This window comes from Streptomyces sp. NPDC088553, assembly GCF_044752965.1.
Lineage (GTDB): Bacteria > Actinomycetota > Actinomycetes > Streptomycetales > Streptomycetaceae > Streptomyces.
The window spans coordinates 595,794-610,477 of sequence record NZ_JBIVMG010000006.1 but is presented as its reverse complement, the minus strand read 5'-3'; the positions used below and the strand labels follow the sequence as shown (position 1 = coordinate 610,477).

The 14,684-nt window shown below is 73.7% G+C and carries 12 protein-coding genes and 1 pseudogene; 4 read left to right on the top strand and 9 right to left on the bottom strand.

Going from position 1 to position 14,684, the window contains the following annotated elements; genetic code table 11:
• On the bottom strand, positions 1-1,458 hold the full coding sequence (locus ACIP8Z_RS23435) for an aldehyde dehydrogenase family protein (protein WP_402086346.1): 1,458 nt from the start codon (positions 1,456-1,458) through the stop codon (positions 1-3).
• 110 nt (positions 1,459-1,568) lie between these two features.
• Entirely contained in the window at positions 1,569-2,441 is an 873-nt protein-coding gene (locus ACIP8Z_RS23430; protein WP_187621695.1) for a helix-turn-helix transcriptional regulator, read from the bottom strand.
• 306 nt (positions 2,442-2,747) lie between these two features.
• Between ACIP8Z_RS23430 and ACIP8Z_RS23425 the strand changes: the two genes are divergently transcribed.
• Entirely contained in the window at positions 2,748-3,245 is a 498-nt protein-coding gene (locus ACIP8Z_RS23425) for an ATP-binding protein (RefSeq protein ID WP_402086343.1), read from the top strand.
• Positions 3,246-3,408: 163 nt separating this feature from the next.
• Here the strand turns inward: ACIP8Z_RS23425 and ACIP8Z_RS23420 are convergent, their stop codons facing one another.
• The 7 genes from ACIP8Z_RS23420 to ACIP8Z_RS23390 form a co-directional block, all read right to left on the bottom strand.
• The gene (locus ACIP8Z_RS23420; RefSeq protein WP_173861569.1) at positions 3,409-3,621 is read right to left on the bottom strand and encodes a DUF397 domain-containing protein; all 213 of its coding nucleotides are present in this window, start codon (positions 3,619-3,621) and stop codon (positions 3,409-3,411) included.
• 241 nt (positions 3,622-3,862) lie between these two features.
• A complete protein-coding gene (locus ACIP8Z_RS23415) occupies positions 3,863-4,624 on the bottom strand; it encodes a hypothetical protein (protein WP_402086340.1) in 762 nt (253 codons plus the stop codon).
• Entirely contained in the window at positions 4,621-5,103 is a 483-nt protein-coding gene (locus ACIP8Z_RS23410) for a SigE family RNA polymerase sigma factor (RefSeq protein WP_402086557.1), read from the bottom strand. Before ACIP8Z_RS23410 ends, ACIP8Z_RS23415 begins: the two co-directional genes overlap by 4 nt.
• 335 nt (positions 5,104-5,438) lie before the next feature.
• Complete coding sequence (locus tag ACIP8Z_RS23405; RefSeq protein WP_402086337.1) at positions 5,439-6,065, bottom strand: hypothetical protein; 627 nt, start codon at positions 6,063-6,065, stop codon at positions 5,439-5,441.
• Positions 6,066-6,212: 147 nt separating this feature from the next.
• Entirely contained in the window at positions 6,213-8,282 is a 2,070-nt protein-coding gene (locus ACIP8Z_RS23400; RefSeq protein WP_402086335.1) for an FUSC family protein, read from the bottom strand.
• Positions 8,283-8,924: 642 nt separating this feature from the next.
• Positions 8,925-10,016 carry a DUF2786 domain-containing protein gene (locus ACIP8Z_RS23395; protein ID WP_402086554.1) on the bottom strand — a complete coding sequence of 364 codons (1,092 nt, stop codon included), beginning with the start codon at positions 10,014-10,016 and terminating at the stop codon, positions 8,925-8,927.
• Positions 10,017-10,123: 107 nt separating this feature from the next.
• Complete coding sequence (locus tag ACIP8Z_RS23390; RefSeq protein WP_402086332.1) at positions 10,124-10,513, bottom strand: winged helix-turn-helix transcriptional regulator; 390 nt, start codon at positions 10,511-10,513, stop codon at positions 10,124-10,126.
• 92 nt (positions 10,514-10,605) lie between these two features.
• Between ACIP8Z_RS23390 and ACIP8Z_RS23385 the strand changes: the two genes are divergently transcribed.
• From ACIP8Z_RS23385 to ACIP8Z_RS23375, 3 genes and pseudogenes are all read left to right on the top strand, one after another.
• Entirely contained in the window at positions 10,606-11,424 is an 819-nt protein-coding gene (locus ACIP8Z_RS23385) for an NAD(P)H-binding protein (protein WP_402086329.1), read from the top strand.
• 86 nt (positions 11,425-11,510) lie between these two features.
• A pseudogene (locus ACIP8Z_RS23380) lies at positions 11,511-12,284 on the top strand (ABC transporter ATP-binding protein); the annotation flags it as partial.
• Positions 12,285-12,514: 230 nt separating this feature from the next.
• Entirely contained in the window at positions 12,515-14,629 is a 2,115-nt protein-coding gene (locus ACIP8Z_RS23375) for an FtsX-like permease family protein (protein WP_402086326.1), read from the top strand.
• Positions 14,630-14,684: the final 55 nt, after the last annotated feature.

The window sequence follows — 14,684 nt, the reverse complement described above, 5'->3', positions numbered from 1 at the left end:
TCAGAAGGGGAAACGGCTCCGGCCGTGCTGGATCGAGATCCACTTCTGGGTGGTGAAGCTCTCCACCATCGCCTCGCCGTTGAGCCGCCCGACGCCCGAGTGCTTCTCGCCGCCGAAGGGAACGATCGGCTCGTCGTGCACGGTGCCGTCGTTGATGTGGATCATGCCGGTGTGGATGCGCTTGGCGACCCGTACACCGCGCTCGACGTTCCCCGTGTGGACGGCGCCGCTGAGCCCGTACGGGGTGTCGTTGGCGATCCGTACGGCCTCCTCCTCGCCGTCGAACGGGACGATCAGGGCGACCGGGCCGAAGATCTCCTGGCCCAGGATCGGGGCGTCCGGGGCGAAGCCGGTGAGGACGGACGGGGAGACGAGGTTGCCGTCGACCGTGCCGTGCAGGAGCGCCGTGGCGCCGGCCTCGACCGTCTGGTCGACGAGCGAGGAGACGGCCTCCGCCTGCTGGGAGTTGATCAGCGGACCGATGTGGGTGGCGGGGTCGGCGGGGTCGCCGACGCGCAGGGTCCGCACCTTCGCCACGAACTTCTCGGTGAACTCCTCCTCCACCGTCCGGTCCACCAGGATCCGGTTGGCGGCCATGCAGACCTGGCCCTGGTGCACGAAGCGACTGAAGACGGCCGCGTCGACCGCGTAGTCCACGTCCGCGTCGTCGAGGACGATCAGGGCGCTGTTGCCGCCGAGTTCGAGGACGGCGTGCTTGAAGTTCTGCGCGCAGACCGTGGCGACGTGGCGGCCGACCTTGTCGGAGCCGGTGAAGGAGATGACCTTCGGGACGGGGTGGGTCAGGAGCGCGTCGCCGATCTCGGCGATGTCGGTGACGACGACGTTCAGCAGACCGGCCGGCAGACCGGCCTCCTCCAGGACCTTGGCGACGAGGGTGCCGCCGCAGATCGGGGTGTTCTGGTGCGGCTTGAGGACGACGGCGTTGCCGAGGGCCAGCGCGGGCGCGACCGACTTGATCGACAGGAGGAAGGGGAAGTTGAAGGGGGAGATGACACCGACGACGCCGACCGGGACGCGGTAGACGCGGTTCTCCTTGCCGTCGACCGGGGACGGCAGGATGCGTCCCTCGGGGCGCAGCGCCAGCTGCACCGCCTCGCGCAGGAACTCCTTGGCGAGGTGCAGCTCGAAGGCGGCCTTGAGACGGGTGCCGCCGAGCTCGGCGACGATCGTCTCGGCGATCTCCTCCTCGCGGTCCTCGACGATCCGCAGCGCGCGCTCGAAGACGAGCCGGCGGGTGTACGGGTTGGTCTCGGCCCACTCGGCCTGGGCGCGCTCCGCGGCGCGGTACGCGCGGTCGACCTCACCGGCGGTGGCGACCGTGATCGACGCCAGCTTCTCCCCCGTGTACGGGTTGAAGTCGATGATGTCCCACGAGCCGCTGCCGGGCTTCCACTCTCCGTCGATGTACTGGTGGGCCAGGTCGGTGAAGTGCGACATGGATCGAGACCCCTTCTCCCCGCTCTACTTCCGCACGGATGACAGAAGTGACGTCGAAACGCCGAAGCGCGGAGACGTCGAAACTGATGTCACGTCATCGTACTGATGTGTCAGGTGAGTTGGAGGAGTCCCCGGAGAAGATCACGGCTTTCGGCCGGATCCGGTCCTTCCTTCTGCAGTCGCTCCATCACACGCTGGTACTGGGCGACCTCCTCGCGCTTGTCGAGGTAGAGGGCGCTGGTGAGCTGCTCCAGATAGACGATGTCGGAGAGGTCGGACTCGGGGAAGCTCAGCATCGTGAAGGCGCCGCTCTCGCCGGCGTGCCCGCCGAAGCTGAAGGGCATGATCTGGAGCGTCACGCCCGGGTGTTCGGAGATCTCGATCAGATGCCTCAACTGGCCCCGCATGACGGACCGGTCACCGTAGGGGCGGCGCAGCGCGGCCTCGTCGAGGACGGCGTGGAACTGCGGGGCGCGCTCGGAGACGAGGACCTTCTGCCGTTCGAGGCGGAGTGCGACGCGACGGTCGATCTCGGCGGCGGGGGCGCCGGGCATGCCCCGGGTGACGACGGCCTGGGCGTACGCCTCGGTCTGCAACAGGCCGTGGACGAACTGCACTTCGTAGACGCGGATGAGGGAGGCGGCGCCCTCCAGGCCGATGTACGTCTGGAACCAGCCCGGCAGGACGTCGCCGAAGCTGTGCCACCACCCCGCGACGTTGGCCTCACGGGCGAGCCCGAGGAGCGAGCCGCGCTCGGCCTCGTCCCCGACCCCGTACAGCGTGAGCAGATCCTCGACGTCCCTGGCCTTGAAGCTCACCCGTCCCAACTCCATGCGGCTGATCTTGGATTCGGACGCGCGGATCGAGTAGCCGGCCGCCTCGCGGGTGATCCCGCGCGACTCGCGCAACCGCCTCAGCTGGGAGCCCAGCAGGATGCGCCGCACCACACTCCCGCTCGCTCCGCCCGATTCGCCTGCGGTCACGGCTCCCAGCCTCCCCTTACGGTGTCGAGCCCCCGTCGAGCCCCGGATTCTGCCACCAAACGCTTCAGCGCGTACACATTCGATTACGGAAAGACGGCGAGTTCCGGGCAGTCGCGGAAAGTTCGCCTCCAGCGGCGGACGACTTATGCACAGATTAGGCACGGGGACGGACAGGTCCGGCGCGTGCACGTGCATCTGCCCTTGCATCCAGTGGTCGCATTCGGAAGCATGGACCCCGCGCAGCCGCGTACTCGTTCGTGTTGTCGTGTTGTCGCACCACAGTCGCGATTCCCGGGAGTGCCTCGCATGGGGACGAATGGATCGACCGTGCTCGAGCCGTTACGGCAGGGCCTTCCGCCGATCGATCCCGGCGCCGTCTCCACCTCCGCCTCGTGCGCGCTGCCCGCGCGGTACGAAGCCGTGCGCGGAGCCCGGAAGTTCACCAGCGCGACGCTCGACCGCTGGGAGCTGACCGAGCGCTTCGACGACGTGGCCCTGGTCGTCTCCGAGCTCGTCACCAACGCGCTGCGCCACGCGCTGCCCGCCGACGCGCCCCAGGAAGAAGGCCAGAATCCACCGGTTCGCCTGCATTTGATGCGCTGGTCCTCACGCCTGGTGTGCGCTGTGCGCGACCCCAGCCGGGAGAGCCCGGAGGCGCGCGGCGGCGAGGAGGACTTCGCCGCCGAGTCGGGACGCGGACTGTTCCTGGTGGACTCGTTCAGCGACGGCTGGGGGTGGCATCCGCTCGCCGGCACGCTGCGGGGGAAGGTGGTGTGGGCGCTGTTCCGGATCGGTCCGGAGTAGCCGCGCCGCACGCCGTACGTACGGATGACGAGGGAAGGGCCCCGGCGGATGCCGCCGGGGCCCTTCCCTCGTATGTCCGTCGCGGGTACGTGATCCACATATCCGTCGCGGGTACGTGATCCACGCGCGCGCGTCGACCATGGTCCGCACACCCGCGTCGCGCTCACACCAGGTGGTCGAACTCGCCGTCCTTGACGCCGAGGAGAAGCGCCTCTATCTCCGCGGGCGTGTAGACGAGGGCGGGGCCTTCGGGGTGACGCGAGTTGCGTACGGCAACGTTTCCCCCCGGCAGTTTGGCGAACTCCACGCAGGACCCCTGGGAGTTGCTGTGCCTGCTCTTCTGCCACACGACGCCTCGCAGCTCCGTGGCCGCCATGCCGTTGTACGCACGATGCGCATGATGCACTGGTAGCTCCCCGAGTTGCTTGGTGCAGGTGTCAACTTCCTCGGATCATAGCTGTGTTCATATGCCGATGCATGAGCAGATGCACGTGCACGGGGGGTGGCGTAGCGGCTACGCGACAGAGCGTGCTACCAGCGAGTACGGGGCGCCGCCGACCCCCTCACCCTACGGGTCCCGATCTTCGATCGGCGGCCAAGGAGGACACCTTCCCGGCTCAGGAGGGGTCGCTCCTGGGGATCAGCGGCAGCTCGGAGAGGAGTGTGCCGGCCCGGTCGTACAGCGCCGTGCCGACCTCGCCCATCCCCGGCCCGGTGTGCACGTACCAGACCCCCCAGCCCGGCATGCCCGGCAGTTCGAGCAGGGTGGCGACGGCCCTGCGGCCCTCGGCGTTCTTCAGCTCGACGCGGCCCGCCGCACGGGTCCCGTAGTAGAGCCCCGAGTGGAAGGCCCCCTTCGGGTCACCCTCGCTCTGGTGGCTCACACCCGGCTCACCCACGTCGATGTTGCCGTCGGTGACGCTGCGGGTGTTCTCGATGCCGTCCGGCCCGGCCCAGTGCTTGCCCTCCGCGGTCAGCCAGACCTTCCAGCCCTTCCCCGCGTCCACCCGCTCGCCGGAGGCCACGGTCCTGATCGGGGTCGGGTCCGGCGTCGGCGGTTCGTCGCTCGTGCGGACGGACCCCGCCGAGGTCGGGACGACCGTCGGCGGGACGGCGACGGGGGCCGGCCCCCGGGCCACCGGGGACGGGCGTACCGGAGTCAGGACGACGACGACCGCCACCACGGCCGTCGCGACCGCGAGCACCGAGAGGGCCGACAGCGCGGTCGTACGGCGCCGGCGGCGCGCCCGGCCCGCTCGCCGGACGGCCTCCAGCGGGAGCGGGCCCGGGGTGACGTCGGATGCGGCCCGCGCGAACACCGCGTGGAGGTGGGATTCGGGCTGGGGGTCGGGGGGTGTCGTCGGCCGTGCGGGGGTCATCGTCGGGCTCCGGTGGGGGCGGGGAGAGGCGGGGCGGGGACGGTGACGAGCCCCGGGTGGGCGCGCAGCGCGGCCAGACCGCGCCGGGCGTGGGTCTTGACCGTGCCGATCGAGCAGTTGAGCACGCTCGCGATCTCCAGCTCGGTCAGATCCTCCCAGTAGCGGAGCACCATGACCGCGCGTTGACGCGCGGTCAGGTCCGCTAACGCGGCCAGGAGCGCGGTGCGTTGCTCGACCGCCTCCGCGTGGCTCGCGGAGGTGTGGCGCAGCGACTCCGGCAGGACCGGCGTCAGGAGATGGACGACCCGCTTCCGGCGGACCCGGCTGAGGTTGTTGTTGATCAGCGCCCGGCGCACGTAGAGGTCGATCTCCTCGCGCGGAACCCGCCGCCACCGCGCGTACACCTTGGCGAGCGTCGTCTGCACCAGGTCCTCGGCCTCGTGGAAGTCCCCGGTCAGGAGCTGGGCGGTGCGCACCAGCCGCGGCCAGGCGACGACGGCGAACGCGGAGAAGCCGTCGTCGGCCTCGGAGGTCGCGGTCGTCCTGGCGGCCCCGGCGGTCCTGCCGGCCCCGGCGGTCCTGGCGGCCTCGCTCGTCCCAGCGGCCCCGGCGGCCGCCTTGGCCTCGGTGGCCTGGGCGACCTCGGTGACCGCGGTGGCCTGGGCGACCTCGGAGGCCCGGGCGACTTCGGTGACCTCGGTGACGGACTCGTGCGGCACGGTGTCGGACCTCGCGATCGGTCGGTGGATCAAGAGAGCCGTGGAGAGGTGGCGGGGCCCGCCCCGTGCCGGGCCCCGCCACGTGTGCGCCACGGTCAGCCGAGGCCGGCCGGGAAGTGGAAGCCCGGAAGCTCGGCCAGGAGCTTGCCCGCGCGGTCGTAGAGAGTGACGCCGAGGCTGCTGCCGCCGTTCCCGTCCGCCGGCGCCGTGTGGGCGTACCAGACACCCCAGTCGGGGCGGCCGGGCAGGGCGATGAGGGTGGCGACGGTCCTGTGGCCCTCGGTGTCGCTCAGTTCGACGCGGCCCGCGTTGCGGGTCCCGTAGTAGAGGCCCGAGTGGAAGACGCCCGTCGCGTCGCCCTCGCTCTGGTGGCTCACGCCGGGCTCGGAGCGGTCGATGTTGCCGTCGACGACGCTGCGGAAGTTCTCGTAACCGTCCGGGCCCGTCCAGTGCTTGCCGTCGCGGGTCAGCCACACGGTGAAGCCCCCGCCGGCGTCCACGCGCTCGCCGGGGCGGACGGTGCGGACCGGGTTCGGGGCGGGCACGGCGGCCTTGGCCGGGGTGACCTTGGCGGGCTCGGTCGGGGCAGCGGTCCCGTTCGCGAAGGAGGTGGTGGAGGTCGCGGAAGTGGTGGAGGTCGCGGTGGGCGCTCCGACGGCCGACGGTGCCGCGATCGCCACGGCGGCCACGACGCCGGCCGCCGCCAGCCAGTACTTCTTCATGCGGGTGCTCCTGGGGTCGGATGTCGGTGGAGGACCGCGTACGTCCGCGCCCCTCTCCCCCTACCAACTCCGCCCGCCCACGTGCCGGATGACATGACCGCGAAATTCGTACGGGCCGGCGTCCCCGCCGCGCAGGAGGGGGCGGCGCTACCGCGCACGCGCCCGCGTGGAGTCCGTCAGGGCCGTCGTGACCTCGTCCAGGGCCTCCAGGAGGAGCACCGCGCCCTTGTGCAGCAGGAAGTGGTCCGGTGCGTCGTCGGACCAGGCGTCGACCGTCTCGCGCAGCTCGTCCCAGCGGGGCTCCTTGCGTTCCCGTATGTCCTTGGCGCCCCGCTCCGTCGCCCGGCGCAGGGACTCCGCGAGGGTCGCGGCGGCCGGTACGGGCGGGGCGCCGGGCTCCGGAAGGTGCGCCTCCATGAGCATCGCCACCCGCCCGAACTCGGCGAGCGCGTGGTCTGCCTGTTCGGTCGCGGCGTGCGAGAGGCCCCGGTGCCGTACGGGCTCGTGCGTCGCCCTCTCCACGGCCTCCTGCCAGGCGACGCGGGCCGCGCGGGTGTTCAGGAGCGCCTCGCGGACATCGGGGCTGCCGGGACCGACCGGGTCGGCGTACCGCGCGATGACGACCGCCGCGTACCGGCCGACGGACGCCAGCCAGTCCGCGAGCCGGCCGCGCAGCCTGGGCGTCTCCCAGGCCGGGTAGACGGCGTAAGCCAGCATGGCGAGGACCCCGCCGAGCAGGGTCAGCGTCACCCGGTCCCGTACGGTCTGGCCCACGCCGACGCCCTCCATGCCGAGCAGGAAGACGACGTACGCGGCGACGAAGACCTGACTGGCGGCATACCCCGTCCGGATGAACAGGTACATCGCGAAGGCGCACACGACCGCGAGCCCGGCCGACAGGTACGCGCCCGGGTGGGCCGACTGCACGACCCCCGTCGCCAGGGCCACCCCGACGAGGGTGCCGCCGAACCGCGCCACCGAGCGCGCGTACGTCTGCGAGAAGTCCGGGCGCATGACCATGACCGAGGCCATCGGCGCCCAGTAGCCGTGCCCGAGGGGGAGCACCGTGCCCAGCAGGTAGCCGGCGGCAGTGACCGCCGAGACGCGGATCGCGTGGCGCAGGATCGGCGAGTCCCGGCGCAGCTCGGCGCGCGCCTTCGCCACGACGATCGGGGTCAGCCGGACGAGGGTGGGGCGCTCCCGGGGTGTGGCGCCGTGGCCCGAGGTCTCCGTCCTCGGATCGGCCGTGTCGACGACGTCGCCGAGCAGCGCCGTGAGGCGGATGGCGGCGCGGCGGGGCGGGCCGTGCAGGATCGAGAGGGTGTCCGGGGTGTGGAGGGTGGCGACGGCGGATGCGGGGAGGGCGACCGGTTCGCCGTGCCGGATCGCGTGCGCGGCGGCGTCCAGGACGGTGCCCGCCGCCCCGAGCAGCTCCTGTACGCGCGCGCGTGCCGGGCCTTCCTCCGGGACGCCGACGGCCGGGTCGGCGAGGGAGGCGAGGACCGGGCGGATGCGCTCGGCGAGGCCGCGGGCTCCGTGGAGCTCCGCCGGGCGGCGACGGGCCTGGCCGGGTGTCACGGCGGCCGCGCTGCGGGCGGTCATGAGAGGCACGGGGTCGAACGGAGCGACCGGGTCGTGGCGCAGTCGGCGGGCGTAGTCCGCCTCCGCGGCGAGCGCGTCCGCGAGGGCGTCGCGCTGGGCGCCCCAGTGGCGGACCGGGAGGAGGACGACCAGGGCGGCCTGGACCACACCGCCCGCGAAGATCATGACGGCGTGGCCGGCGGCGGTCGCGACGGAGGTGGGGAGGGTGACGGTCACCAGCATGATCGCCACGTTGGAGGAGGCGATCATGCCGGCGGTGGGCCCCGCGGCCCAGGCGAGGCCCGAGACGAAGGTCCAGAGGACCAGCAGGGCGAGGAAGAGGATCTCCTCGGAGCCGACGAGATAGCCGAGGAAGGTCGACACGGCGAGGCTGGCGCCGGAGGCGAGGGCGAGGGTGGGGCGGGGGCGCCACGAACGCTGGAAGGTCGCGATGGCCGCCTGGAAGGCGCCGAAGGCGGAGGAGGCGGCGACGGCGGGGCCGAAGACGGCGAGCGAGAAGCCGATGACGAGGGCGAGTCCGAAGGCGGCGCGGGCGGCGACGACGGGGGCGAGCCGCTGCCGCTCGACGGTGAGCCCGGAGCGGGCGGTCTCCTTCAACGCCCGGAGCCAGCTCATGTCCCGAGCGTATCCGGGACCGGGACATAACGGCCCATTCCGCCTGCGCACGGGATCCCGCGCGTGGGATTCTGTGTGCGTGACGTCCGATGTCACGGCCGCCGACTGGGCCGTGCGGCAGGCCGCCTCCGTCCGGGACGACCCCGCCGGGCGGATGGCCCTGATGGAGCGGTGCCACCAAGGCCCGTTCGGCGAGGCGCCCCAGCACCTGCCGTTCTGCCGGGCGGGGATGTCGTTGGTGCGCCGGCAGCTGCGGAGGGGCGTGCTCCATCCGGGCTTCGCCGACCGGCCCGGCAGCCCGCGGTGGCGCGCGGTGAACGAGCGCATCCTGCGGGACGGCTGCGCGGCGGTGGGGCTGAGCGGGGGCTTCCGGGGCGGTCCTCGTCCCCCTCGGTCCACCACTGGCTGTCCTTCGACCACTCCCCCACCGCCCACGCCTGGCACCGGGCGCACAACGGGCAGGAGCGGGCAGGTCAGGCAGGTCGGGAGGGGTCGCTGACGCGGGCGACCGGAGGGGCGGGCCTTTGCCGGGAAGGCCCCCTCCGATCGCCCGCGTCGGCACCCGCCTCAGCGCCTTCCTCTGCACCCGCCCCGGCGTCCGCCTCAGCACCGCCCTCATTCCCGCCTCAGCGCCCCGCCCGCTCAGCCCCGGCCCTCGACCCCCCGGCGCCCCGGTCCGAGGCCGGCACGGTCCGCCGCCGAGGCGCCGTGCGTCCAGCCCTCCTCGTCCCAGGCCGCACGCACCCGCGTGGCCCGGGTTTCCGGGAAGAGTTCGTCCGTGCGGGTGGTGACCGCCAGGTCCCGGGAGGCGAGGGCCGGGAGGAGGGTCGGGGCCTCGGACGCCACGCGGCGGGAGGTCGCCGCGAGACGCGCGCCGAGCCGGTTCGCGTACGCCAGCAGGAACGACTGCCGGAACGACTTCGTGCGCTTGCGGCCCCCCGCCCGCTGCTCCGCCTCCGCCCGCGTCATCGCCGCCGTCCCCTGCACGAGCAGCGACGTGTAGAGCAGCTCCACCGGGTCGAGGTCCGCCTCGAAACCGACCACCGTCGAGAAGCCGTACGTCTCGTTCCACACCGCCCGGCAGTGGTTCGCCGTCGCCACCGCGTCGAGCAGGATCGCCTTCGCCTGCTCGTACGGCGGCTCCACCCCGATCCGGATCGCCCCCGGCGTCTCCGGCGACGGCGCCCCGGCCGCGAGCGTCGCCTCGTCCAGGCTGTGCCGCGCCATCAGCTCCTGCGCCTTGGCCGTGAGCGCCTCCGCCTCCTCCGGGTACCCCGTCGCCTCCGCCTTCGCGAGCAGCGCCCGGATCCGGGTCAGCATCCGCGGCTCCCCGGCCGTCGCCGGCGGCAGCGCCTCCCCCGGCACCGGCCCGACCGCGTCGAGCCTCGGCAGCCGCACCAGGAGCCGGTACAGCTCCAGGACCGTGGTCGCGTACGAGAAGCGGTCCGTCGGCCGGGCGGGCGACGCGTCCAGCTCGTCGAGCTGGGCACGCCAGCGGTGCGGCAGCGTCTCGTAGCGGGCCGTCTCGGTCAGGATCAGGCCGGTCAGGATCCGGAGGTGCGCGTCGGCGAGGTCACGGCGGGCGATGCGTACGAGGTCCGCGGGCTGCCAGCCCCGCCCCCACAGGGTCCGCACGAACTCCTCGCCGCGCCGGTTCAGTTCCGTGTCGGCGTCCCGGTCGGCGGCCAGCAGCGACGCCGCCGTGTCGAGGGACCCGTCGTCCCTCGCGTACAGCGCCTCGAAGGCCCGGTCGACCGTGCCGCTCGTGCTGCCGGTGCCGCTCGTGCTGCCGCCGTTGCCGGTGCTGCCCGTGTTCCCGGTGTTGCCCGTGTTGCTCGTGCTCACGCCGTCCTCGTGTCCCATGCCTCGCGCGACCGGGCGATCACCGAGCGGTGGTCCAGCGACCAGTCGATGAGCTGCTTGATCAGGTGGGTCATGCTGTGCCCGGTCTCCGTCAGCGCGTACTCGACCTGCGGCGGCGTCGTCGGATACACCGTCCGCGAGACGAGTCCGTCGCGTTCGAGGCGGCGCAGCGTCAGGGTCAGCATGCGCTGCGAGATCCCGTTGACGAGCCGCTGGAGTTCCCTGAACCGTCGCGGTCCCGCCGCGAGTTCGACGACCACGTGGACGGTCCACTTGTCGCCGAGCCGGTCCTGGACGTCCCGTACCCCGCAGTCCTCCGCGCAGCTCACCAGGGGTTCGGTGGTTACCTCCGTGTGCCCCTCGGACATGAATGTGCCTCCTTCCGCGATCTTCTCCGTCCCCCCACGATGGTCTCAGCCATCCCATCGTCACCACGGCCCGAGGGCCCGAGGGGGAAAACATGCTGCTCGTCACCGGTGTCTCGGGAGCTCTCGGCTCGCTCGTCGCCGCACGGCTCGCCGGTCGCGAGGACGTCGTCCTCGGCACGCGCGCGGGGCTGCCCGGCACCCGTCGCCTCGACTTCGACGCGCCCGGGACCCTGCCGGAGGCCTTCGCCGGGGTGGAGACGCTGCTGCTCGTCTCCGCCGGTTACGGGGAGGACGACACGGTCGTGGCCCGTCACGAGGCCGCGATAGCGGCCGCGGAGGCGGCGGGCGTGCGCCACGTCGTCTACACCAGCCTCTCCGGCGACGGCGACCACCTCACGTACGCGCTCGCCCACCGCTGGACCGAGCGGCGGCTGCGGAGCTCCGCCACCCTCGACTGGACGATCCTCCGCAACGGCCTCTACGCCGAGTTCCTGACCTGGATCGCCGCGCCCGACGCCGACAACCGGATCACCGGCCCGCTGGGCGAGGGCCGTCTCGCCACCGTCGCCCGCGCGGACCTCGCCGACATCGCCGTCTCGGTGGCGACGGACCCGGCCGCCCACCGCAACCGGGTGTACGAGCTCGTCGGCGAGCGCGCCCTCGGCGGCGCCGACCTCGCGGAGGCCCTGGGCGCCACGTACGCCCCCGGCACGCTCGCCGACGCCCGCGCCGCGATCGCCGCGTCCGGGGCGGTGCCGTTCCAGGTGCCGATGCTGGCGAGCACGTACTCGGCGATCGCCCACGGCTTCATGGACGGTACGGGGGTGAAGAGCGACCTGCGCACGCTGCTGGGCGGCCGCGAACCGCTCGACGCGCTCGACGTGTTCGTGAAGGCGGTACGGGAGGGCTGACCCTGCTCCGAGGTAGGGCCAGGCATACCCCCTGGACGCCCGCCAGTGGTCGTGATCGACGGCCGCGCGAACGGTTCGCTTGAGCCATGACCCCGACGCTCTCGAACACCCCCGCGGCCACCTCCACGCCGGCCTCCGCCCCGCCCTCCACCGCCGCCGTACGGCTCCGCCGGCTCACCCGGCACCACCGGGACGTCCGCGCCCTCGACGGCGTCGACCTCGACTTCCGCGCCGGGACCTTCACCGCCGTCATGGGCCCGTCGGGCTCCGGCAAGTCCACGCTGCTCCAGTGCGCGGCCGGGCTCGACCGGCCCACCTCCGGGCAGGTGGAGGTCGGCGGGGTCGCCCTCGAAGGGCTGAGCGAGCGGCGGCTGACCCTGCTGCGGCGGGACCGGATCGGTTTCGTCTTCCAGTCCTTCAACCTGCTGCCCGCCCTCACGGCCGCGCAGAACGTCGCCCTGCCCCTCCGGCTCGCCGGCCGCCGCCCGTCCCGTACCCAGGTCCGGGAGGCGCTGGCCCGCGTCGGGCTCGCGGGGCGGGAGCGGCACAGGCCGGGCGAGTTGTCGGGCGGACAGCAGCAACGGGTGGCGATCGCACGGGCGTTGATCACACGTCCGGCCGTTCTCTTCGGCGACGAGCCGACCGGCGCGCTCGACTCGACGACGAGCCGCGAGGTGCTCGACATGCTGCGGGAGCTGGTCGACCGGGAGGGCCAGACGATCGTCATGGTCACCCACGACCCGGTGGCGGCGGCCCGCGCGGACCGGGTGGTCTTCCTGGTCGACGGGCGGGTGGCGGGTGAGCTTCCGGCCCCGACGGTGGAGGCGGTCGCGGCGCGGATGACCGCGCTGGAGACCGTGGCGCCGCGGACGACCGCCCCGGAGTCGGTGTCACCGCCGACGGTCACGCCGGTCGCGGAACCGGGCCCGGCCCGCACCACCGCCTCCCCCACCGGGAGCACCACCCACCCCGGGACCACCTCCCCCAGCGGGAGCACCACCCACCCCGGGAACGCCTCCCCCACCGGGAGCACCACCCGCCCCGGGACCGCCTCCCCCAGCGGGAGCACCACCCGCCCCGGGAGCGCTACGTGCTGACCGTCGTCCTCTCCGGCCTCCGTGCCCGCTGGGCCTCCTTCCTCGGCGGCTTCGTCGCCCTCGCGCTCGGCGTGGGGCTGCTCGCCACCATGGGCCTCGGGCTGTCCGCGACCTTTCACGCGCCCGAGCGCTCTCCTCAGCGGTTCGCCTCCTCGCCCGTCGTGGTGCAGGGTCAGGACCGGCTGACACTGGACGTACGGCGCGGACCCGGAACCGTGTCCGTGGCGCGGCGGCTCGACCGTCCACAGCCTGTGGACAACAAACTGCTCCGTGAGCTGCGGGCCCGCTGGACCGTCACCCGTTCCGGCGGCCCCGACGCCGTCGGCGTCGACGCCCCCGCCGACGAGGTCCGCGCCCTCGTCGGCGATCGTGCCCAGGTCCTCACCGGCGACGAACGGCGGCGCGCCGACCCCGGCCACGACCGGGACGCCGACGCCCTCGTCGGCGTCAACGCCCTCCTCGGCACCTCCGGCGGCGTCACCGCCTTCGTCTCCGTCTTCGTCGTCGCCTCCACCTTCGCCTTCGCCGTCGCCCTGCGCCGCCGCGAGTTCGGGCTGCTCAGGACCGCCGGAGCCACCCCCGGACAGATCCGCCGGCTCCTGCTCGCCGAGGCCGCGGCGCTCGGCGTCCTCGCCTCCGCCGCCGGGTGCGCGCTCGGTGCGGCCGGGGCGCCGCTGCTCGCCCGGACCCTCGTCGACGGCGGCCTCGCGCCCGCGTGGTTCACGGTCGACGACCCGGTGTGGCCCTTCCACGCCGCGTTCTGGACGGGCGTGACGGTCGCCCTGGCCGGGGCGGCCGCCGCGTCCCGGCGGGCCGGGAAGATCGGCCCGACGGCCGCGCTCCGCGAGGCGGACGTCGACGCCGACACCCTGCCCCTCGGCCGGGCCCTGCTCGGTACGGCACTGCTCCTGGCCGGCCTGGGGCTCCTCGCCTGGACATGCGCGACGGACCCGTCCGCGCTGCTCAAGCGGAAGACGTACACGACCCTCCCGATGCTCCTGATCACCGGCATCGCCCTGCTCTCCCCGCTCCTGGTCCGGCCGGTGGCCCGGCTGCTGAGGCTGCGGGGGGCCGTGGGGACGCTGGTACGGGAGAACAGCGCCGCCTCGGTCCGCCGTACGGCCGCCGTCGCCGCCCCCGTCCTCGTGACCGTGGCGCTCGCCGGGACGCTCTTCGGCTCGGCGACGAGCGTCACGCGCGCGAAGGGCGCCGAAGGACGCGAGCAGACGGCCGCGGAGTACGTCGTGGCAGGCCCGGCCCTGAGGCCGGTGGCGGCGCCCGCCGGGGCGGTCGTCTCCGCGACGGGGCCGACCTCGGTCTTCGTACGGGACGGGGACGCGGCCGTCGTGAAGTACGGGGCGCGGGCGGTCACCGATCCGGCGGCCTTCGCCGAGCTCGCCCGGCTGCCCGTGGTCGCCGGCGATCCGCGGGACCTCGACGACCGGTCGATCGTGGTCAACGAGGAGTTCGAGCGGCGCCGGGTCGGCGAGACCGTCGAGGTCTGGCGGGCGGACGGGACCGGTCCGGTACGACTCCGGATCGCGGCCGTCCTCGCCCTCGGGACCGGCGACAACGGCCCGTACGTCACCCGGGCGAACGCCCCCGGCTCCGCCCTCGACCGGATCGACGCACGCGGCGGCGGTACGGCCACGGTGCGGGCCCTGGCGGCGAGCGGCGGCACCGTCAGGACGGCCGACGCGTGGGCCGACGCCGAGCGCCCGTCGAACGGCGGCCCGCAGGCCCGGCTCGGCATGGTCCTGGTCCTCGGCATCGCCCTCGTGTACACGGTGATCGGCCTCGCCAACACCCTGCTCATGGCGACCTCCGTACGCGGCGGAGAACTGGCCTCCCTCCGGCTCGCCGGGGCCACCCGGGCCCAGATCCTGCGCGTGGTGACGGGCGAGGCGGCCCTCGCCGTGGCGATCGGCACCCTGCTCGGCCTCGCGGTGACCGCGCTGGTCCTGGGCACCCTGGGAGCGGGCCTCGCCGCCCTCTCGGCCCCGGTGGCCCTGGCCCTCCCGTGGGCCACGGTCGGCGCGGCGGCGGGCGTGTGCGCGGCGGTCGCGATCGCCGCGTCGGCCCTCCCCGCGTGGCGCCTGACGCGCTGAGCGGCGATGGTGAAACGGACGGGGCGGTGACCGGGGTCGGAGCCGGGTCACCGCC